The organism is Methylobacterium sp. WL9 (assembly GCF_008040035.1).
In the GTDB taxonomy this organism is placed as follows: domain Bacteria; phylum Pseudomonadota; class Alphaproteobacteria; order Rhizobiales; family Beijerinckiaceae; genus Methylobacterium; species Methylobacterium thuringiense.
Genome location: NZ_VRVE01000007.1, coordinates 1 through 19697, shown reverse-complemented (window position 1 = coordinate 19697; position 19697 = coordinate 1). Strand labels below are relative to the sequence as shown.

Genomic DNA, 19697 nt, shown 5'->3' with positions numbered 1-19697 from the left:
ATGACCGATCTGTTCGTTCCGGCCGTTCTGTCAGCCTCCGCCCTCGCGATGCAGGCTGCGGCGCCGCGGAGCCCGGCGCATCCGGTGATCCCCATCGTCCACCATCGCACGGCGATCGTGGACGGTGTCGATGTCTTCTTCCGCGAGGCCGGGCCGGCCGATGCACCCGTCGTCGTGCTGCTTCACGGCTTTCCGACCTCGTCGCACATGTTCCGCAACCTGATCCCGCTTCTCGCCGACCGCTACCATGTCATTGCGCCGGATTATCCTGGCTTCGGCAAGAGCGGCGCGCCGGACCACAAGGCCTTCGACTACACTTTCGCGCATTATGCCGACCTCGTCGACGCATTGCTCGATCGGCTCGGCGCGGCGCGCTACGCCCTGTACGTTATGGATTACGGAGCACCCGTCGGCTACCGGCTCGCCCTCAAGCACCCCGAGCGCATCAGTGCTCTCGTCGTCCAGAACGGCAACGCCTACGAGGAGGGGTTGCTGGCGTTCTGGGATCCGATCAAGGCCTATTGGGCCGACGGGTCCGAGACGAACCGCGAAGCCCTGTCGGTTCTGGTCGATCCCGCCACGACGAAGTTCCAGTACGTCGATGGCGTCGCCGACATCTCGCGGATCGATCCCGACACCTGGCGGCACGACCAAGCGCTCCTCGACCGCCCTGGCAACAAGGACATCCAGCTGGACCTTTTCCACGACTACGGCACGAACGTTCCGCTGTACCCGGCTTTCCAGGCATATTTCCGCGCGCACAGACCGCCGACGCTGATCGTCTGGGGTCGGAACGACTCGATCTTCCCCGCCGAAGGCGCGCATCCCTACCTGCGGGATCTGCCGGACGCCGAGCTTCATCTGCTCGATACCGGGCATTTCGCGCTGGAGGACAAGCTCGACGTCATTGCACCGCTCATGCGCGACTTTCTCGACCGTACCCTCCTCTCCCACTGAACCGGCGATGGCCCGTGCGACCGACCGAGCCCGGACGGGACCGGCCTCGGAGCCGCTCGGGCCCGTCATGCAGGAGATCCGTCATGAGACATCGTTTCTTCGATCTCGCCTTCACTCCGGGCGTCCGGGCGGAGCAGGCCCGCATGGGCTCCCGTGAGGCCTACGCCGATGCGGCGGCCGGTGCGGCGATGCCCGCGGAAGCGCTCACCGACCGCGAGGTCAACTTCATCGCCGACCGCGACAGCGTCTATCTCGCCAGCGTCTCGGAGACCGGTTGGCCCTATGTGCAGCATCGCGGCGGACCGATCGGCTTCGTCAAGCCGATCGACGGCCGCACGATCGGCTGGGCCGAGTTTGCGGGCAACCGTCAGTATGTCTCCATCGGCAATGCGGCCGCGAACGACCGCGTGGCGATGATCTTCATGGACTATCCGAACCGCCGGCGTCTCAAGCTGCTCGGCCGCCTCCACGTCGTCGCGAGCGGCGAACGTCCGGACCTCGCGGCCACGCTCGCGACGCCAAGCTACCGAGCGCGCGTCGAGCGCTTCGTCCTGGTGACGGTTGAGGCCTTCGACTGGAATTGCCCGCAGCACATCACCCCGCGTTTCAGCGAAGCCGAGATCGCGACGGCGGTCGCGCCGCTGCATGCGAGGATCGCGGAACTCGAAGCGCAACTGACCAGCCCCAGGGGGTGGTCCGGTTCCAAAGTTGGTGCAGGGTCAGCCTTTGCTCCCCAGGTCGCTTGGCCGGCCGAGCCGGTCTGGTGAGCGCAGCCGGTCAGGCGGATGAGGCGGGCACGAACACCTCCGGGGCCGGCGGGAGATAACCCAACCGGGCATGCCGGTGTACGCCGTCGTCGGGTCGTCGCCAACTCCCGGATCGAAACCGGCATGGTCTCCATCGACACCGCCACAAGCTCGATGCCGGAGCTGCGCTCCGGCGGCATTAAGAACTCGGGCTCCGGCCGCGAACTCGGCATCGAGGATGTTCGTCAACAAGACACTGGTCGTCGTGGCGGCCTGACACGGTCATGAAGCCAACGACCGGCACGGCGGCCGGTGGCTGGCGGAACGATTTCGTGATGACGCTATGGACCAAGGGGGGCGCGTGAGCGGCGGTCTCGGTGCATTGTTCTCGCTACCTGACGGTGACGAGCGATGACGATGTCGAGCTGGACGGACACGCCACAGAGATACGGCCGGATCAGTCGCGGCTTCCACTGGTTGATGGCCGCACTCTTCGCCTGGCAGTTTGCCGGCGCGCTGCTCTACGTCAGCATCGGCGATACGGCTCTCACCAAATTTGTCGGAGGGAGCCATCTGACCATGGGATTCACGCTCCTCGTGATCGTCGTATTGCGTGGTGCCTGGGCTCTGGTGAGTCTGAAACGGCGACCGCCGCATACGGGTCGCCTGGGACGCGCTGCGGCCTCAGGGCACGCGTTGATCTACGCCGTCATGTTTGTGCAGCCAGGCATTGCTCTCCTGCGTCAATATGGATCCGGCAAGGGCTTTTCCCCCTATGGCATCCCGTTGATGCCTGAACGCGGAAGCAAGATCACGTGGATGATGGTCCCTGCCGATCTTATGCACTATTGGCTGGGTTTTGCATTTTTGGCAGTGATTATCGGCCACATTGCCATGGCAGCGATGCATCAATTCTTTTGGAAGGAAAAGGTGATCTCGCGAATGACTTGACGGCGATTTGCTTCTGCCGATGTCTCGTTAGACTGACGTTCGACGGCATCGACATGGCTCGGATGCCGCACAGAGATCTGCCCGGCCATATCGCCTACGTACCGCGGGCACGGGTCGCCTTTTTCCCATTCAGCGTTCGCGAGATCGTTTTCATGGGCCGGGCAAGCAGGCTCCGGGCAAGCAGGCTCCCGGTCTTCGCCAGACCCGGCATCGACGATCACGCCGCGGCGCATGGCGCGCATGCGAGCCGCGACGTCGAACACCTGGGAGCTCTGTCTGAGTAATGCTCTCGACGGCGGGGGAGCCCGGAGGCCGATCCTCTGGCCGTCCCGAGATGTCAACGCGGAGGCAAATCCGGTCAGGCATCGTCTGCCCGCGGCCCTAGACTGGGCGTCGGCATTCGGGTCGCGGCAAGCCCGCTCCCTCCGCGCCCTCTCGGAGAACGCATCATGAAGCACCTCTTGATTTCCCTCGGGCTGTTCGCGGGGGCGCTGGCCTTCGTCCCCATGGAAGCGAGCGCGATGGTCTGCGCCAGGGGCCTCTATCGGGCCGGGTGCGTCGGTCCCAACGGCGGAGTCGCGGTCCGCCGCGGCGGCTACGCGCCCCGGGTCGGAATGTACGGGCGCGGGGCGCGGGTGGGGATGTACGGCCGTGGCGTGCGCGGCGTCGCCTTCCGCCGCGGCGGCTTTCGTCGCTGAGATCCGACGAGCGGCGAGGCCGGCATCCGGCCTCGCTTGCCTCTCGGCAAAGATGGCTCCTTCAGAACTTGGCGACGACCGGCGCGTCAGCGACCACGGCTTTGGCGGGTGCGACCCAGAGCGGGGCCGTGATCGTGAGATAGGTCGCGGTGCCCTCGAAGCGGTTGGTGACGTCGAATTCGCGCAGGACCCGCACGTTCGTGGAGACGGGGATCTCGCCGAGTTTGAACGTGTAGCCGATCTGGCCACCCACCGCCGTCACGCGCCCCTTGAAAGGGCCGATCCGATCGCCGCGTCCGCTGTCGCCCGTGAGCTGGTCGTAGAAGTAGCCGACGGCACCGATCGAGAATTCCTTGCTCAGGAACTTCGAGGCCGACCATTCCAGGTGGAACTCGGTGCCGGTGAGGTACTGCGTCGCCGGGTTGATCCAGTTGAATGTCACGCCGGGCACCACGGAAAGCTCGTAGCCGAGGACCGGGTCGAGGTAAGTGAGCGCCGCGCTGAGGTCGAGCGCCGGCCGGTTCAGCGAGATGTTGGACAGCTGGCCGGTCTCGTAGGATCCCGACGGAACCACGCCGAGGACGGTGGTGCTCCAGTGAAGGTTGCCGGAATGCCAGCCCACGAACGAGGCGAGGTAGATGTCGCCGACGTTGAAGATCGCGTCGCGCTCGCGGCCGGAAACGATGCGGTCGATCCGGGGTGACGAAAAAATCGCGCCGGCGCTGACGTTGGGCGTGCCGAACGGGATGGTGACCGAGAACCCGAGGGTTCCGCCGAGGATCTCGACCGGGGTGACCCAGACCGGCGTCATGAAGGTCGCGCTGATATCGAGCTTCACGTTCGCGGCGACCACGCCGCCGCTCTGGAAGCTGCGGTTGCCACCGAGATTGCCCTGGTAGAAGTAGGTCTCGTTCTCGAAGTAGAACCCCGGCGGCGGCGTCACGCCGGCGAGCGGGCCGCGGTTGCCGAGCACGTAGGCCCCCTGCGCCCCCTCCGCAGCCTTCGCCCCTCCGGAGAACGACACGCCCGCGACGGCCAACACTGCGCAAGCGAACATTCGGTTCGAGCGGCGGAAATCAGACATGATGCCCTCCTATGAAAGCGGCACATGTCTCGCCTTCGAATACAATCGTCTCAGCTCTGATCGCGGGCATCAATCCAGAACAATAGAGTCTCACGTATTTCTAGTACTATGTGCTATAAATGTTAGATTTGATAGTATATTATATGATAGGTTAATAAATCTTATGAAGATTGTGCGCGAGGCAATTGCGCCGGGTGCATAGTGCCGAGATCTTGCTTCACGCTCGAGACTTGCGACGGCCTCGATCTCTCGAAGCCGTCCCTGTCGCGCGCCGCGCGGCCTGGTTCCGCGCGCTATTTGCCCATCGCCGAACGGGCCGCGATGATCTTGGCTTTGATCGCATCGAGGTTGAAGCTCGCGCCCTTCTGCATGGGCGGAAACGCAATGGCGGTCATGGCCAGCTTCTCGACCTCCTGCTGGACGAAGACGAAGCGCCAGAACTCGTAGAGGAACCAGCTCATGTAGTTCTGGGCGCCTTCCTTCGTCCCGTCCGTCGGCCAGCCCGTGCGCTCGAACGGGTCGAGGCGCAGGTTAGTGATGTAGGGGACGTCGGCCTTGGTCTTGTCGCCGAGCCAGCCGTGCGGCTGGTCGATGAAGCGGTATTTGTAGTCGCCGATCCGGACGGCGCCGAGTTCACTCTCGCCGAAGTACCAGATCTCGTTGCGGTTCGACGGACCCTTGCCGGTGATCATGTCGAGCTGGTTGTAGCCGTCGAGATGGACCTTGTAGGTCTGGTCGCCGATCGCCTTGCCGGCCTTCAACTCCTCGCCGATGGTCGCGTTGCCGGCAGCCGCCACCAGCGTCGGGAACCAGTCGAGTCCGGAGATCACGCCGTTCTCGACCTTGCCGGCAGGCACCTTGCCGGGCCAGCGGACCATGGCCGGCGCGCGGAAGCCGCCCTCCATGATAGTGCCCTTGGACTGCGAGAACGGCGTCTGGCCGCCATCGGGCCAGGTGAAGACCTCGGTGCCGTTGTCTGTGGTGAAGACGACGATGGTGTCGTCGTCGATGCCGAGGTCCTTGAGCTTCTTCATCACCGAGCCGACGTCGTCGTCGAGCTGGGCCATGCCGGCTTCCTGGATGCTCCAGCCGTTCTTCGAATTGCGCATCGCCTGATACTTCGGCGACAGGTGGGTGGTGACGTGCATCCGGGTCGGGTTGAGCCAGACGAAGAACGGCTTGCCGTCGGCCTTGGCCTTGTCGATGAAGCCCAGCGCCAGATCGCGGATCTCGTCGTCCACCGTCTCCATCCGCTTCGGATACAGCGTGCCGGCATCCTCGATCCGCTGCTTGCCGACCTTGCCCCAGCGCGGGTCGTCGGTGGGGTCGTCCGTGGTCGTCGCCCAGGAATGGACCATGTTGCGCGGGCCGACCTTGTCGAGCAGCTCCTGCGGGTAGGCAGGGTGGGCCGGATCCTCCATCGCGTCGAGGTGGTAGAGGTAGCCGAAGAACTCGTCGAAGCCGTGGACGGTGGGCAGGAACTCGTTCTTGTCGCCGAGGTGGTTCTTGCCGAACTGGCCTGTGGCGTACCCCATCCCCTTGAGCGCGGTGGCGATGGTGACCGCCTGCGCCGGGATGCCGATGGCGGCGCCGGCCTGGCCCACCGTGGTCATGCCGGTGCGGATCGGCAGCTCGCCGGTGATGAAGGCGGCGCGGCCCGCCGTACAACTCGCCTCGGCGTAGTAATCCGTGAACAGCATGCCCTCGGCGGCGACCTTGTCGAGGTTCGGCGTGCGCCCCGCCATCATGCCGCGGTGATAGGCGCCGATGTTCCAGATGCCGATGTCGTCGCCCATGATGACGACGATGTTCGGCTGCTTGCCCGATGGCGGCGGCGAGGACTGGGCCAGGGCTGGCGTGGTTTGGGCCGCAGCCACGAGCCCTGCTGTCGCGAGCAGCGAGGTGCCGCTGAGGAGCATGTTGCGGCGGCTCATCGCCGCCTGGTTCTCCTCGGGCGCCGCGCCGTCATCCGTCCGGCCGTCGCTGGTCTCGTCGCGTCTCATGTCGGGTTTCCTTCTCTTGTGATGCATCGGAAGCCGACGTGGCTCATCGACGTGTCGACGGGCTGCGCGTGACGCGCGGCCGGCCGGTAGCGGCGGCAGTAATTCGGCGCGCACAGGTGCGAGCCGCCCTTCACCACCTTGCGAGGGATCCTGATCCGGGGCTGGCCGGGATCGAAGCTGTCCTCCTCGCGGCCGCCGCGCGGATTCCGGGGGATGCAGCAGGACTTCTGAAGCGGGTTTCCGGCGCCCTGGGCGAACCAGTCCGTGGTCCACTCCCAGACGTTGCCGATCATGTCGGACAGGCCGTAGCCGTTCGGCGGAAAGGCGCCGACGGGCGAGGTCCGCGGGAATGCGGAGGTGTTCGTGTGCGGGAAGTCGCCTTCCCAGATGTTCGCCATCCGCTGTCCGCCCGGGACGAGCGTCTGGCCCCAGGCGAATTCCGTCTCGTCGAGGCCGCCGCGGGCGGCGAACTCCCATTCCGCTTCGGTCGGCAGGGCCTTGCCGGCCCAGCGCGCATAGGCCTTGGCATCGGCGAACGCGACATGCACGACGGGATGGTCGTCGAGCCCCGTCAGCGAACTGTCCGGGCCATAGGGGTGGCGCCAGTCCGCACCGGCGACGAAACTCCACCACTGACTGGGGAAGCGCAGGTTCACGGGTTCGCGCGGCTGCACGAAGACCAGCGATCCGGGGTGGAGCATGTGCGGGAGAGCCCCGGGATAGTCCCGCGGATCCGGGGAGATCTCGGCCACCGTGCGGTGGCCGGTGGCCGCGACGAATGCCGCGAACCGGGCGTTCGTCACCGGGGCCTCGTCGATCCGAAAGGCGTCGAGCGCCACGCGGCGTGTCGGGGCTTCTTCCGGATAGTGCCGGTCCGATCCCATCCGGAACGTCCCTCCGACGATGCGCTGCATTCCGCGATGGAAATCCTCGCCGTCGAAGGAAGCGGTGTCGATGGTCGATCGCGGTGACACGGCACCTGCCATTCCAGGCTCCCGTTGAGGACCGAGCGCGTTCCGGGAGGGGGGAAGGAGATCGACCCACCCCGTTGTACAAGGCTCGGCACCGACCCGGTCCCCAGCGCCGAACGCAACGTCAGGATGCGGAAACCCGTCCCGGCTGCTTGACCGCGATTGCCAAGAGATTGACCGCTCGCGACATCCGCTCGGGTCTTTGTGGGAAATCCGACATTGACCGGGCGCCTGCGCTCCCGGCAGCCCCGAAAACCGTCAGAGCCTGTCGTCTCCGGTCAAGCGAGTACGCGCGGAGCCGCCTACGATCCGGGCCGCGACGCGATCGCGCCGACATCCGGGACGAAGCCATGACACTCCCGCCGCGCTCCGTGCGGCGCCGAACCTGGTCTTCGCGCAGTGAGCCGGCTTTCGGACATCCGGTCGGAGAGCCCGGAAGGCCCAAAACGTCCAGGCCCTTGGCCCATCGGGTCAAGTCGGTGTCCGGTTCCGTCAAGCGGATCGGTCCGGACCGCTTAGGCTTACGGCTGCACGATCGCGGTTCGCTCGACAGGATCCGACCGTCCACGCCGCATCAGGAGGCTACCCAGTGCCGAGCTTCACAGGTCTCGCATTCGTCTCCCTCGTCACGCTGGCCGCCGCGGGTGGGCGGCCTCCGACCTTCGACGTCAAGGCGACCTGCCGCGCGGCTCCGAGCCTGGGAGCCGGCAACGGCAACACCGACCAGAACTGTCTGCGGGACGAAACGCAGGCGCGAACCCAGCTTGTAAAGCTCTGGTCGAGCTTCGATCCGCGCCGCCGCGCGCTGTGCGTGCAGGAGGCCGGCAACGGCGGGTCTCCGAGCTACGTGGATCTGCTGACCTGCCTGCAGATGTAAGCTGCACACCGACCGTCCGACCGTGGCCGAGCCCCTGACCGCTTGAGACGCGGCGGCCCCGGCACGCCGGGTCCTGCAACGGTCCGGCATCCGACCTTCCGAAGCACGGCGCCGCGTTGCTTCCGCGCCATCCGACGCGTCGCTCGTTCGGCCTCGGGCAGACGCCGATCCTCTCGCGCGATCTGTCAGCATCCATTGCGGACCGACGGCCCGGCAGGAACAATACTGCAGCAACATTACGATTGCGCACAATCCGATAAAGATTAGAGATTCAACAAGACTCCATGCAAATTTAATCTAAATCAATTTCAGTTTAGTTGTTACGAATATTTGACATCCCTTCCCACCCTCGATAGCGTGCTGTAAATCTACAGCTGCATTTCCCTAGGGGCTCACCGCGACTTCGTCGTCTGCTGAGCGGGTCCTGCCGTGCGTCGACGAGGGCGTGCCACATGATTGCACAGGTCCAGGCTGGAACGCTTTTATCGATCTCGGAAGGACCACGTTCCGGGATCCCACCCGTCGCCTTCGACATGTCCGGGCTCGATACGGGCGCCCAACCCGAAAACCATGGCGGCCGGGTCGGGATACTCAGGGAACTGCCAGCGGTCCTCCGATCGCTGGGGTTCGAGCCCGATCCCATCATCGGCCAGGCCGGACGGGATCCCCGCCTCCTCGACGACGGCGACAACGCATTCCCCGCCTCGTCCGTCGGCGGGCTGCTCGCGTGGTGCGCGGAGCGGACCGGTTGCCGCCATGTCGGCCTCCTGACCGGGGCTCGGGCGAGAACGTCCTGCTTCGGGATCGTGGGGTTGCTGATGCAGCACCGGCCCACCGTGTCCGATGCGCTGCTCTGCCTGATCGAGCACGGGCATCTCTATCACCCCGGTGCAGTCTCGACGCTCGACGTCAGGGACGGGACCGCCATGCTCCGCTACGGCTTCTCGCCCGCGGACGCCGAGGGTGGCCGGCAGACCGTGGACCTCGCGCTCGCCTCCGGCTTCCGCATCCTGCAGGCCCTCTGCGGTCCGGGTTGGGCGCCGCGCGAGGTGCTGCTGTCCCACCCCTCCCTTGGGGACGAAGCGGCGTATCGACGGATCTTCGGAGTGCCGGTCCGGTTCGACGAGGAGGGAACGGCGCTGGTCTTCGAGGCAAAGGGGTTGTCCCGCCCGGTCGCGGGGGCGGATCCGGGTTTCCGCCACATCCTGGAGGTCCAGGTTCGCGCCCTCGAGCACCTCCATCACGAAGCGCTGAGCAGCCAGCTGCGCCGCTCCCTGCGCATCCTGCTCCTGCGGAAGGGCTGCTCGGCGGGACGGACGGCCCAGCTCTTCGCCATGCATCGGCGAACCATGAGCCGTCGCCTCAAGGCCGAGGGCAACAGCTTCCAGCACCTCGTCGACGAGGTCCGCTACGACATCGCCCGCCACTTGCTCTCCAACCCGAGCCTGTCGCTGGCCGAGGTGGCGGTAGCGCTCGGCTACTCCGAGGCCAGCGCCTTCACACGCGCGTTCCGGCGCTGGTCGGGGATCAATCCGAAGGCCTGGCGGCTCGACATGCTGGCGAAGCATGGCCTGTCCACGCCGCGCCTCGTGCCAGCCCTCTCGGCGGCCTGATGCCGAGCCCTGGAGCATCAGCCCCGAAAAGTGGCCGCGTGCTTTCGGGACAGCCAAAGCAGCTCCACAATCCAGACGGTGTGCGGCCGGTATGGCCGGATTGGCCGACCCGTGTCCTCATCGGACAAGCACGGGGCCCTCGACGCCCTATGGTTCGAGCCGTCGGACCATCTTTCCGCCGCGTCATGCGCCACAGGGACCCGAGACATGGAACCGCGTTTGCCCGGGTCCGGCGAAAGGGCCGTGCTCGTCTGGCTGAAGGAGGGGCTCGAACCCCGCAGCGGATTGTTCGAGTCGAAACCGGAGAGGGGCGATCTCGGGCCGGTCTGCTGGCTCCGCTTCGACCTGGCTCTCCTGTTCGCGATGCACGATCCGCGGACGGACGAGCGGGTGCCATGGATCAAGACAGGGGGCCGGGTCATTCGACCCAGCGCGTTGCGCGCGATGTTCATGGCCGACGAAGGCCGCCTGGGGTGATGCGCCCAACACAGTCCAAGCCATGACCGAAGCCGCCGGCGACGGCCTACCGGGAGTATCGACATGACCGAGCACTCGACCCTGCGCCGCGCGACGGCCGAACTCTTCGGAACGTTCTGGCTCACCTTCGGGGGATGCGGGGCGGCCGTGCTGTCCGCAGCCTTCCCCGAACTCGGCATCGGCTTCCTCGGCGTCGCGTTCGCCTTCGGGCTGACCGTGCTGACCATGGCCTACGCGGTCGGGCACATCTCCGGCGGCCACTTCAATCCGGCCGTCACGCTGGGACTCTGGTCGGCGCAGCGCTGCGCCACCCGGCATGTCCTCCCCTACATCGCGGCACAGGTAGCGGGTGCGATCCTGGCCGCCGCCGCGCTCTACCTGATCGCGTCGGGCAAGCCGGGCTGGATCCCGAACGGTTTCGCCTCCAACGGCTACGGCGAGCTCAGTCCCGGCAAGTTCGACGTCGGCGCCTGCCTCATGATCGAGTTCCTGGCGACCTTCTTCTTCCTGTTCATCATCATCGGCACCACCTCGAAGGGCGCGGCCGTGGGCTTCGCCGGAATTCCCATCGGCTTCGCCCTCGTGCTGATCCACCTGATCTCGATCCCGGTGACCAACACCTCCGTCAACCCGGCACGCAGCACAGGTCCGGCCCTGTTCGCAGGCGGCGAGTATCTCGGGCAACTCTGGCTGTTCTGGCTCGCGCCCATCGCCGGGGCCATGGTCGCGGGTACCTTCGCCCGCTGGTTCTACGAGCCGGCCGACATCGTCGAGACGACGGTTGTCGAGAAGGTGGCCGTCCTGCCGGTCTGAGACCGGCCGGAGATCAGTCCTTCGGCGCTGGCACCCACTCAGGCCTTCGCGTGGGGTGAAGAGCCATCGTTGTGGGCATAGGCGTCATACGACGCAGGCGATGCCCTGCATTGCCTGCGTCGGGACAGATCACCCTTACGAGTGGTTCGTTCCGGGGATGGGATTCCTATCGGATCGGATGCCCCCTGAGCGGCGACTTCCCGTGGTGGAAAACGGCTCCTGCACCGAGAACTTCGGATCTGTCGGCACCAGCGCTACGGCGTCCCACGCTCCGAGGCCGGCGGTTCCCAATCCACGATCGAGAGGTCGAGCGGCAGGGCCTTGCGCACGGCAAGCGGGGGCGACCTGCGGGTCAGCGTCAGTGGTGACCCGGTCGCCTCCGCCCGATCGAAATCGGCAGTCCCCGCCTCGGCAGCCGCCGGAATGGCAAAGGCCTCGAAAACATACGGCAGACCGTCCGCCAGAAGGCCGTCCGAACGGTCCATGACGTGCAGGTGAAGATGCGGCGCCTGGCTGTTACCGCTGTTGCCCACCTCACCGATGACCGCGCCACGCCCGATCCGATCACCGACGCGCACCCTGACGCTTCCGGGTCGAAGATGGGCGTAGAGCACGAACGCTCCGCCACCGATGTCGAGCACGACGAAATTGCCGTCCGCCTCGCCGATCGGCAGGTTCGCCGGCAGCGCGCCTGGTGCCTGGTCGGGCAAGTCGTTACGCCCGCCGACGACCGCACCGTCGGCCACCGCCAGCACCGGCTCACCGTAGATGCGGTAGCTCTTCACGTCCTTCAGGTCGCCTCGCACGATCCGGCTCTCGCCGTCGATCTTTTCCCAGTCGATGGCGAAGCGCTGCGCCAACCGAAACGCTCCGTTGAGCGGTAGCAGCGCACGGACATGCCGGATGGAATCGCAACAGCCGTCCCCGGCGACGTAGCCGCTTCCGCGCAGCGGCGATCCCAGCACAGGCAGGGGCTTGTCGATCACCGGCGTGTCCGCGACCCGCATCGACAGGTCGGACTTCAGCGGCTCGGCAAATCCGTCGATCTCGTGAGCCAGCGTCGTGGGAACGCGTGCACCGGCGTCGAGGGCGACATGAAGGAAGACGATCCCGAACTGGGAGGCGCCGAGCGATGCCGTCTCGCTGCCGCGACGGCCGCCGAGCGACAGGCGCCGACCGATCGCGTCCCGGTCGAGCGCCAGGAGTTGCCGTCCGGTGCCGCCGTCCAGCACGATGATGCGATTGACGTCGAATCGCCCGTCCAGCACGTTCAAGAGGCGGAGTTCGTAGACGAGGTGATTGCGCCCGTCCGACATGGGAACGGCCCGGGGTGGTGCAAGCACATCGGCGACGAGCGGCGTCATGACGGGCAGCGTTGCATCGGCCTGCCGCCCGATCTCGGCCGCACGCGCTGCTCCGTAGAACAACATGCTCAGGATCGACGCAGCGCAGAGGAGAACGGTCAAGCGCATACGGAATCCTTTGAATCGAGACGGCGGGCTGCACTGACCGCTTCAGGCGAAGGGATGGCTGAACGGAACAGCCGCGTTCCTTCTCATCGGCTAAGTTTCTCTCACAAAACTCCCGCTTCGCAGTCGTCGGAATATTGAAACCAGCGGGCCTGAAGGGGTGTCGTATACGTACGATGACGAGACCGGAATCGAGACTACACGTCGCCGACCATAACGCCAGGGAGGGGTCATGAACGGGAAGGACATCGAGGAGCTCAACGCCGTTCGCGCGATGCTCGGATCCAAACCGCGGCCGGTGGGATGGAGCGAGCGGCGGGCTCGTCTCGATGAGGTCGGATCGGTCTGGCCGATCGCCGAGGATATCGTTCTGGAAGCCACAACCCTCGCCGGAGTGCCCTGCGAATGGTCGACGAGCCCCGGAGCCGATGCGGCACGGGTCCTCGTGTACTTCCACGGGGGTGGATACTGTTCCGGCTCCATCGCGAGCCACCGCCGCCTCGTGACCGAGGCCGGTCGCGCGGCGGGTGCGCGCACGTTGGCGGTCGGCTATCGCCGCGCTCCGGAGCATCCCTACCCGGCCGCACTCGACGATGCGCTCTCGGTTTGGACCGGGTTGCTCCGGCTGGGATTCGATCCGGCGCAGGTCGCGGTTGCGGGCGACAGCGCCGGGGGCGGCCTGACGCTGGCCCTCGTCCAGCATCTTCGCACTGCCTCGCAGCTAATGCCCGGCTGCCTCTGGCTCATCTCGCCCTGGACGGACCTGACGCTGTCGGGCGTCAGCCTCGCCGCGAAAAGCACCGTCGATCCCTTGATCTCGCGTCATTATCTCGCCGAGCTCGTCGATGCCTATCTCTCGGTTGGCCACGACAGGGCGGATCCGCTGGTGTCGCCGCTATTCGCAAACCTGTCCGGCTTGCCGCCGACGCTGATACAGGTTGGATCCGACGAGACGTTGCTCGACGATGCGACTCGGCTCGCTGCAGCGATGGGCGCGGCCGACATCGCCGTGACGCTCGAAATCTGGCCACACATGATCCATGCTTGGCCCTTGTGGAATGCTCGGCTGGATGCCGGCCGGCGTGCCATCGCCGCCGCCGGAGCTTTCCTGCAAGCCCGTTTGAAGTAAGGGCTTCACCCGCGCTCCGTCGAACAGTGCGCCGTAAAAATCCATGGCGCGCCATTCGAAGCTGCAATGGCAACCAGCCGACAAATCCTCGGCCTCTCTCACCGTCGATCCGAAGGACAACGGAGGAAGCGCGAGCATACGCTTGTTCTGGAGCAAGAAGACCGGCCTACTTTAACGCATTGGATCTCCCTCCGACATGCCGGCGAGGGATCTGATCCTCCCCCATTGAAATGATCCGCCCTTTGGTATGGCTTTTGAGCCTGGAGGACGGACAAGACGGCAAAACACCCGAAGCCCGAGGAGATTGTCGCCAAGCTACGGCAAGCGGATGTGCTGATTTCATAGGGCCAGAGCGCTGCAGATTTAGTCCGCGCGCTCGGCGTGAGTTCAGTGACGTACTACCGGTGGCGGCGTGAGTTTGGCGGCCTGAAGTCGGATCAGGTTCGACGGATGAAGGATTTGGAGACCGAGAATACCCGGCTCCGAAAGGCGATTGCGGATCTCACCCTCGACAAGCTCATCCTGCAGGAGGCGTCCCGGGGAAACTTCTGAGCCCTGCGCGCCGACGCGCCTGTGTCGAGCACATCATGCAGACGATGACCGTCTCCGAGCGCCGCGCCTGTCGGGCGCTCGGTCAGCATCGCTCGACACAGCGTAAGGTACCGCGGGGCCGCGACGACGAAGAGGAGCTGACGTCCGATCTCGTGGTGTTGGCCGAGAAGTATGGGCGCGACAGTTACCGCAAGATCAGCGCGTTGCTGAAGGCGGCCGGGTGGTTCGTCAACGACAAGCGCGTCGAGCGCATTTGGCGGCGTGAGGGTCTGAAGGTCCCAGCCAAGCAGCCCAAGCGAAGGCGGATCTGGGACAACGACGGCTCCTGCGTCCGTCTTCGCCCGGAACACCGTAATTACGTGTGGTCGTATGACTTTGTCGAGGCCCGCACGCAGGATGGCCGCAAGATCCGGATGCTCAACGTGGTCGATGAGTTCACGCACGAATGCCTCGCGATCCGGGTCGCCCGCAAGCTAAAGGCGATCGACGTCATCGACGTGCTCTCGGATCTGTTCATCCTGCGTGGCGTACCTGGCCATATTCGTTCGGATAACGGGCCGGAGTTCGTTGCGAAGGCCGTCCAAGCTTGGATTACCGGCGTCGGAGCAAAGACGGCCTACATTACGCCAGGCTCATTATGGGAGAATGGCTACGTCGAAAGCTTCAACGCACGACTTCTCGACGAACTCCTCAACGGCGAGATCTTTTACACACTCAGGTAAGCTCAGATCGTGATCGAAAGCTGGAGGCGTCACTACAACGGCGTGCGCCCACATGCATCGCCGGGATACCGGCCGCCGGCACCGGAAGTCTTCATGCCAGCCTTCTCCGCTTGGCCGGCTGCGCTCGCCCGATCAGCCCCGCCGGCCAAGCTACCTGTGACGGAGCAGCCAACCGTGCACTAGAGCGTTTTCGGTTTAATCCGGTTCGTATCCTGCGGCTTTGAAGAAGTTGGCGCACGCGTCTGGGGTGACGGTGTCGATGAGCCGTCCGATGGCCGACCACAGTCCGTCGACGGTGCGTTCGGCAGCTTTGCGCAGCAGCGCCTTCAGCTTTGAGAACGCCATTTCGATCGGGTTGAAGTCGGGGCTGTAGGGCGGGAGGAACAACAGCCGCGCGCCAGCCGTCTCGATGGCGGCTCGCACGGCCGGACCCTTGTGGCTGCCGAGGTTGTCCATGACGACGATGTCGCCGGGGATGAGCTCGGGCACCAGGACCCGATCGACGTAAGCCTGGAAGGCGTCGCGGTTGATCGGCCCGTCGAGGACGAACGGCGCGGCGATCCCGGACAGGCGCAGACCCGCCACCAAGGTCGTGGTCTTCCAGTGTCCATGCGGCACGGGGGAGCGTAGCCGCTCGCCACGCGGCGCACGCCCGCGGGTGCGGGCCATGTTGGTGGAGGTCCAGGTCTCGTCGAGGAACACGAGGCGGGCCGGGTCGAGGTCGGGCTGATCCGCAAACCACGCCTCGCGCGCCGCCTTCACGTCCGGGCGTTCTTGCTCGGAGGCGTGCGCTGTCTTTTTTTGTACGTGAGGTCGCGTGCATCGAGGAAGCTCCACAGGGTGCCGAGGCCGACCGTGAGAGCGTGCTCCTCCCGCAACCGGGCACGCATCTCCTCCAGGGTGATATCCTTTTGTCCGTCGATCAGGCCGCGCAGGAACGCCTCGTGCGGATCGAGCTTCGAGCGGCGCGCCCGCCCTTGTGGGCGGGCCGCCACCGTCCCGGTCGTCGTCAGCGCGGCCATCCAGCGGATCGACGTCGCGATGCCGACACCGAACCGCGCCGCCGCCTGGCGCCGCGAGGTCGCGGCCGCGGCCTGCACCACCCGCTCGCGCAGATCCTGGCTGTAGGGCCGTCCCATGCGTCGCTCCCTCTCAAGGGCGATCAATGAATCAGCACAACGACGCCGCGTGAACCCCACCCCATCGATTCAGAACAGACCAAAAACGCTCTAACTTCCCCTTGGACCACCTCGTGGGGGCCGATCAGATCACGAACCCATATTTGCGCGGGGACATAAAGCTCGCCTGCATGGCGCGGTCATGCCCTTCTTGCGGGAATGACTTTATCAGATTTGCCTCCACACGGGTCACAGAGGATCATCGGGAGTGCCGCGAATAGTGTGGCGTCGTACGACCCGTGCGTCAGCGTCCGCTGGAAGCCGCAGTCGGGATGTCATGAGCAGCAGATCGCTCTGCCGGGTTTCGCGGATGCCGTCCTGCAGGCGCTCGCCGATACGCTGCGAGACGACGGCGGTAACCGCCGACAGGATCGAAAGGGGGGATACGGCTCGGCCAGAGACGGAACGAGCCATGAAGAAACGGACGCGCCAGAGGTCGCGCGTCGCCAAGGCTGTAACGCCGATGGTGGCCGGAACCGTTCTCGAAAAGGCGTGGGACTTCGCGTGCGACGCAGACGAGGTGGCCGCAGGGCGCAGGCTCTTCCACGGGCGGCAGAGTCGCGCTATTCGGATTGCCGGGGGCATCGATGATAGGGTATCGGCGCGCGCAGGCCGAATTTCCCTTTGATTTCAATACAACGTGGCGGAGGAGGCGGGATTCGAACCCGCGATACGGTTTCCCGCATACACACTTTCCAGGCGTGCGCCTTCAACCACTCGGCCACCCCTCCAAGCCCGCCGTTCGACGGCGGGCGGGGTCCTGTAACCCGCTGCGGCCACGGCTGGCAAGGCGCTCGACGCGTCGCGGACGACGGTGGCTGGAAGCGTGGCAGGCGATCCTCAGATTCGCCGCTTTCCAGGTGGATCGAGCGGCCTGTATGGCCGGTACGTGCGGCGCGGCAGGGTAGGGGTCGGGCGACCGTGATCCGGTTCGAGAACGTCACCAAGATCTACCGCACCAACGGCCAGCGGCGGACGATCCTCGACAGGGTGTCGTTCACGCTGAAGCCCGGCACCAGCTACGGCATCATGGGCATCAACGGCGCCGGCAAGTCGACGACGATGCGCCTGATCGCCGGGACCGAGGAACCGACCCGCGGCGTCGTGCACCGGGGCCTGCGGGTGTCTTGGCCCCTGGGCTTCGCCGGCGGCTTCCACCCGCTCATGACGGGGCGGGACAACATCATCTTCGTGGCGCGCATCTATGGCGAGGACCCGCGCCGGGTGCTGGAATTCGTCGAGGAATTCTCCGAGCTCGGCAGCTATCTCGACGTACCGATCAAGACCTACTCCTCCGGCATGGGCGCGCGCCTCGCCTACGGGATGAGCATGGCGATCCCGTTCGACTGCTACCTGATCGACGAAACGCTGGCCGTCGGCGACGCGCGCTTCGCCAAGCGCTGCGCCGACGTGTTCAACCAGCGCCGCGAGACCGCCGACGTCATCCTGATCTCGCACAGCATGGAGACAATCCGCGAATACTGCTCGCAGGCGCTGATCCTCGTGGGCGGCCGGGCGATCGTGTACGAGGACGTCAACGAGGCGATCGAGGCCTACCGGCGCCTCAACAACTGACGGACGATCGAGAAGCCGCGCTATTGATCGCCGACGGCCGAGGCCAAGAAAGTCGGTGGCGTCGCTTTCGAGCGATGAGCCCGGGCAGCCACGGTTTTGCCGTTCGGGTCGGCCATGAGGCGAGCGTGAGACAGGTGGAGACGGGCCGCTTCGCGCGGACCGGGGCCTCGAACCGAACGGACCATTCAGGCGCATGACCGTCGAGATCCGCAATCCGCAGGGCCAGGCGCTCACCACCGCCGACCGCTCGAACGCCGTCGCGGAATCCCTGAAGCAGATGGCGCGGGCCTCCCGCTTCGCAGACCGCAACAAGGGCATCCGCTCCTACCAGAGCCACGTCAGGAGCGACCCGCTGCTGCTGCCGCTGTTCGTGCTGCTCTGCCTGGTCCCGACGCTGGTCGGGGCGCTGTATTTCGGCCTGATCGCCTCCGACCGCTACGTGACGGAGGCGCGCTTCGCGATCCGTCCCGCCATCGGCGGCGCGGAGAAGGCCTCCTCCGACGAGGTCGGCGCCGGCAACGGCGTCCCCAAGGCGATGATCGCCCAGGACACGATCATCACCTCGAACTACATCGAGAGCCGCCCGATGATCGAGACGATCGAGGGCATGATGCCGCTGCGCGAGATGTTCTCGCGCGACAGCATCGACTGGCTGTCCCGCTTCAAGGCCGACAAGCCGATCGAGAAGCTCGTCAAATACTGGCGCGACCGGGTCAAGACGAGCATCGAGACGTCCTCGGGCATCGTCGTCCTGACCGTCGAGGCCTTCGATCCGCACGAATCGCTCGCGCTCACCCAGGCGGTGATGAAGGAGAGCGAGCGCAAGGTGAACGAGCTCTCGCAGAAGCTGCGCAACGACGGGCTCGCCGAGAGCAAGCGCGAACTCGTCCATGCCGAGGAGCGCATGAACAAGGTCCGCTTCGCCATGCGCGACCTGCGCAACCGCGAAGGCATGCTCGACGCCTCCAAGACCAACGAGGCCAACCTCAAGATCATCGGCGAGCTGCGCAAGGCCCGGATCGAGCTCCAGGTCCAGCTCACGATGTCGCTGCGCGACCTCGCGCCGGAAACGCGCCGCATCCAGGACATGAAAGCGCAGATCGCCAATCTCGACGAGAACATCACGCGGATCGAGCGCGAGACGACGAGCCTCGACCCCGAGAAGCGCAAGGTGATCTCGGCGGCCATGTCGCAGTTCGAGGCCTACGAGAACGAGCGCATGGACGCGGAGAAGTACTTCTCCAAGGTGCTCTCGGCGAACGAGCGCGCCCGCATCGTCGCCGCGCGCCAGATCGAGTTCTTCAGCACCGTGGTCGAGCCGGTTCTCGCCGAATCGGCGACGCAGCCGCGCCGGATGCTGATGATCGCCCTGATCGCCGCCGGCTCGCTCGCCGCCTTCGCGCTCGCCGTGATCTTTCGCAAGTACACCACGTAACACCGACGGTCGCCGACTTCGGCCTTGGGCCGATCGGCCGCCGGCAAGCGCGACTGCGCGTCGCCGCGCATGCGGCGAACGGCCCTGCAGGCGTCGCCTCAGCGGATCCCGCCGGGAGGCAGCCGCGTCGGAGGGGCCGTCTCCGGATCCGTGGCGGGCCTCGGCTCGGTTCCGGGAACCAGGGGATCGCTGCTGGCGACGTCATGCACCGTCGAGGCGGCCGCGCCGACGGTGCCGCCGGTCCAGCCCTGCGCGCGCCAGCCCTGGGCGCGCTCGTCGAGGTCGATCGAGCCGCTCTTGCGCAACAGGCTCATCACGCGGTCGGCCCTGTCGTCCTCGGCCCGGACCGTGACCAGCGTGCCGCCGCGGCGCACGCCCTCGGCATAGGTCTCGGCGTCGGATTGGCTGAGGCCCGCCCCGGTGAGCGCACCGAGCAGGCCGCCGGCC

Annotated in this window: 19 protein-coding genes, 1 tRNA gene and 3 pseudogenes; 13 read left to right on the top strand and 10 right to left on the bottom strand. The window is 66.0% G+C overall.

The window, feature by feature from the left end:
• Positions 1 to 48 precede the first annotated feature (48 nt).
• Positions 49 to 957 carry an alpha/beta hydrolase gene (locus tag FV217_RS04525; RefSeq protein WP_238231626.1) on the top strand — a complete coding sequence of 303 codons (909 nt, stop codon included), beginning with the start codon at positions 49 to 51 and terminating at the stop codon, positions 955 to 957.
• Between the two features lie 83 nt (positions 958 to 1040).
• Positions 1041 to 1724, top strand: a complete 684-nt coding sequence (locus FV217_RS04520; RefSeq protein WP_147814729.1) for a pyridoxamine 5'-phosphate oxidase family protein — start codon at positions 1041 to 1043, stop codon at positions 1722 to 1724.
• Here FV217_RS04520 and FV217_RS04515 read toward each other — a convergent pair.
• Positions 1669 to 1797, bottom strand: a pseudogene (locus FV217_RS04515) (IS3 family transposase); the annotation flags it as partial. The gene FV217_RS04520 and the pseudogene FV217_RS04515 sit on opposite strands and share 56 nt — an antisense overlap.
• 50 nt (positions 1798 to 1847) lie before the next feature.
• On the opposite strand from FV217_RS04515, the gene FV217_RS22685 reads away from it, so the two are divergent.
• Together FV217_RS22685 and FV217_RS04510 are read left to right on the top strand one after the other, a co-directional pair.
• Entirely contained in the window at positions 1848 to 1991 is a 144-nt protein-coding gene (locus FV217_RS22685; protein WP_187272438.1) for a hypothetical protein, read from the top strand.
• 129 nt (positions 1992 to 2120) lie between these two features.
• Positions 2121 to 2654, top strand: a complete 534-nt coding sequence (locus FV217_RS04510; RefSeq protein WP_238231564.1) for a cytochrome b — start codon at positions 2121 to 2123, stop codon at positions 2652 to 2654.
• Here FV217_RS04510 and FV217_RS04505 read toward each other — a convergent pair.
• Positions 2612 to 2917 carry a hypothetical protein gene (locus FV217_RS04505; RefSeq protein WP_147814725.1) on the bottom strand — a complete coding sequence of 102 codons (306 nt, stop codon included), beginning with the start codon at positions 2915 to 2917 and terminating at the stop codon, positions 2612 to 2614. The genes FV217_RS04510 and FV217_RS04505 overlap by 43 nt on opposite strands.
• A 186-nt stretch (positions 2918 to 3103) precedes the next feature.
• On the opposite strand from FV217_RS04505, the gene FV217_RS04500 reads away from it, so the two are divergent.
• Positions 3104 to 3352 (top strand): hypothetical protein, encoded by a 249-nt coding sequence (locus FV217_RS04500; RefSeq protein WP_147814723.1) that lies wholly within the window; start codon positions 3104 to 3106, stop codon positions 3350 to 3352.
• Between the two features lie 61 nt (positions 3353 to 3413).
• On the opposite strand, the gene FV217_RS04495 is transcribed toward FV217_RS04500, so the two are convergent.
• The 3 genes from FV217_RS04495 to FV217_RS04485 all read right to left on the bottom strand — a co-directional run bounded on the left by FV217_RS04495 (position 3414) and on the right by FV217_RS04485 (position 7353).
• Entirely contained in the window at positions 3414 to 4436 is a 1023-nt protein-coding gene (locus FV217_RS04495) for a transporter (protein WP_147814721.1), read from the bottom strand.
• 293 nt (positions 4437 to 4729) lie between these two features.
• Complete coding sequence (locus FV217_RS04490) at positions 4730 to 6370, bottom strand: arylsulfatase (protein WP_210245120.1); 1641 nt, start codon at positions 6368 to 6370, stop codon at positions 4730 to 4732.
• Positions 6371 to 6435: 65 nt separating this feature from the next.
• Positions 6436 to 7353: a formylglycine-generating enzyme family protein gene (locus tag FV217_RS04485; protein WP_147814936.1), complete on the bottom strand. Its 918-nt coding sequence runs from the start codon at positions 7351 to 7353 to the stop codon at positions 6436 to 6438.
• Positions 7354 to 7999: 646 nt separating this feature from the next.
• Here FV217_RS04485 and FV217_RS04480 point away from each other — a divergent pair.
• From FV217_RS04480 to aqpZ, 4 genes are all read left to right on the top strand, one after another.
• Entirely contained in the window at positions 8000 to 8287 is a 288-nt protein-coding gene (locus tag FV217_RS04480; RefSeq protein ID WP_147814719.1) for a hypothetical protein, read from the top strand.
• A 533-nt stretch (positions 8288 to 8820) separates the two neighbouring features.
• Positions 8821 to 9900: an AraC family transcriptional regulator gene (locus FV217_RS04475; protein WP_187272425.1), complete on the top strand. Its 1080-nt coding sequence runs from the start codon at positions 8821 to 8823 to the stop codon at positions 9898 to 9900.
• Positions 9901 to 10107: 207 nt separating this feature from the next.
• A complete protein-coding gene (locus FV217_RS04470) occupies positions 10108 to 10377 on the top strand; it encodes a hypothetical protein (protein ID WP_187272424.1) in 270 nt (89 codons plus the stop codon).
• Between the two features lie 63 nt (positions 10378 to 10440).
• Positions 10441 to 11190 carry an aquaporin Z gene (aqpZ, locus tag FV217_RS04465; RefSeq protein ID WP_147814713.1) on the top strand — a complete coding sequence of 250 codons (750 nt, stop codon included), beginning with the start codon at positions 10441 to 10443 and terminating at the stop codon, positions 11188 to 11190.
• Between the two features lie 254 nt (positions 11191 to 11444).
• On the opposite strand, the gene FV217_RS04460 is transcribed toward aqpZ, so the two are convergent.
• Entirely contained in the window at positions 11445 to 12662 is a 1218-nt protein-coding gene (locus tag FV217_RS04460) for a M23 family metallopeptidase (RefSeq protein WP_147814711.1), read from the bottom strand.
• Positions 12663 to 12891: 229 nt separating this feature from the next.
• On the opposite strand from FV217_RS04460, the gene FV217_RS04455 reads away from it, so the two are divergent.
• Positions 12892 to 13788, top strand: coding sequence for an alpha/beta hydrolase (locus tag FV217_RS04455; RefSeq protein WP_147814709.1), 897 nt, complete (start codon positions 12892 to 12894; stop codon positions 13786 to 13788).
• 303 nt (positions 13789 to 14091) lie between these two features.
• Positions 14092 to 15245, top strand: a pseudogene (locus FV217_RS04450) (IS3 family transposase).
• Between the two features lie 12 nt (positions 15246 to 15257).
• Here the strand turns inward: FV217_RS04450 and FV217_RS04445 are convergent.
• The 3 genes from FV217_RS04445 to FV217_RS04440 all read right to left on the bottom strand — a co-directional run bounded on the left by FV217_RS04445 (position 15258) and on the right by FV217_RS04440 (position 16971).
• Positions 15258 to 16201 (bottom strand): IS630 family transposase gene (locus FV217_RS04445; protein ID WP_147814707.1). Its coding sequence is split into 2 segments (ribosomal slippage): positions 15258 to 15865 and positions 15865 to 16201, totalling 945 coding nucleotides; the frame shifts between segments, so codons are not numbered across the junction.
• Between the two features lie 228 nt (positions 16202 to 16429).
• Positions 16430 to 16690, bottom strand: coding sequence for a hypothetical protein (locus FV217_RS23195; protein ID WP_210245118.1), 261 nt, complete (start codon positions 16688 to 16690; stop codon positions 16430 to 16432).
• Between the two features lie 191 nt (positions 16691 to 16881).
• A tRNA-Ser gene (locus FV217_RS04440) sits at positions 16882 to 16971 on the bottom strand.
• A gap of 190 nt (positions 16972 to 17161) precedes the next feature.
• On the opposite strand from FV217_RS04440, the gene FV217_RS04435 reads away from it, so the two are divergent.
• The gene (locus tag FV217_RS04435; protein WP_147814705.1) at positions 17162 to 17815 is read left to right on the top strand and encodes an ABC transporter ATP-binding protein; all 654 of its coding nucleotides are present in this window, start codon (positions 17162 to 17164) and stop codon (positions 17813 to 17815) included.
• Positions 17816 to 18008: 193 nt separating this feature from the next.
• Positions 18009 to 19250 carry a capsule biosynthesis protein gene (locus FV217_RS04430; protein WP_147814703.1) on the top strand — a complete coding sequence of 414 codons (1242 nt, stop codon included), beginning with the start codon at positions 18009 to 18011 and terminating at the stop codon, positions 19248 to 19250.
• Between the two features lie 98 nt (positions 19251 to 19348).
• Here FV217_RS04430 and FV217_RS23295 read toward each other — a convergent pair.
• Positions 19349 to 19697 (bottom strand): annotated as a pseudogene (locus FV217_RS23295) (hypothetical protein); the annotation flags it as partial.

Bases quoted from the DNA above. Each gene is read 5' to 3' on its own strand.
- FV217_RS04525 (WP_238231626.1), top strand. From the start codon at position 49: ATGCAGGCTGCGGCGCCGCGGAGCCCGGCGCATCCGGTGATCCCCATC.
- FV217_RS04520 (WP_147814729.1), top strand. From the start codon at position 1,041: ATGAGACATCGTTTCTTCGATCTCGCCTTCACTCCGGGCGTCCGGGCG.
- FV217_RS22685 (WP_187272438.1), top strand. From the start codon at position 1,848: ATGGTCTCCATCGACACCGCCACAAGCTCGATGCCGGAGCTGCGCTCC.
- FV217_RS04510 (WP_238231564.1), top strand. From the start codon at position 2,121: ATGTCGAGCTGGACGGACACGCCACAGAGATACGGCCGGATCAGTCGC.
- FV217_RS04500 (WP_147814723.1), top strand. From the start codon at position 3,104: ATGAAGCACCTCTTGATTTCCCTCGGGCTGTTCGCGGGGGCGCTGGCC.
- FV217_RS04495 (WP_147814721.1), bottom strand. From the start codon at position 4,436: ATGTCTGATTTCCGCCGCTCGAACCGAATGTTCGCTTGCGCAGTGTTG.
- FV217_RS04490 (WP_210245120.1), bottom strand. From the start codon at position 6,370: ATGAGCCGCCGCAACATGCTCCTCAGCGGCACCTCGCTGCTCGCGACA.
- FV217_RS04485 (WP_147814936.1), bottom strand. From the start codon at position 7,353: ATGCAGCGCATCGTCGGAGGGACGTTCCGGATGGGATCGGACCGGCAC.
- FV217_RS04475 (WP_187272425.1), top strand. From the start codon at position 8,821: ATGTCCGGGCTCGATACGGGCGCCCAACCCGAAAACCATGGCGGCCGG.
- FV217_RS04470 (WP_187272424.1), top strand. From the start codon at position 10,108: ATGGAACCGCGTTTGCCCGGGTCCGGCGAAAGGGCCGTGCTCGTCTGG.
- aqpZ (WP_147814713.1), top strand. From the start codon at position 10,441: ATGACCGAGCACTCGACCCTGCGCCGCGCGACGGCCGAACTCTTCGGA.
- FV217_RS04460 (WP_147814711.1), bottom strand. From the start codon at position 12,662: ATGCGCTTGACCGTTCTCCTCTGCGCTGCGTCGATCCTGAGCATGTTG.
- FV217_RS04455 (WP_147814709.1), top strand. From the start codon at position 12,892: ATGAACGGGAAGGACATCGAGGAGCTCAACGCCGTTCGCGCGATGCTC.
- FV217_RS04430 (WP_147814703.1), top strand. From the start codon at position 18,009: ATGACCGTCGAGATCCGCAATCCGCAGGGCCAGGCGCTCACCACCGCC.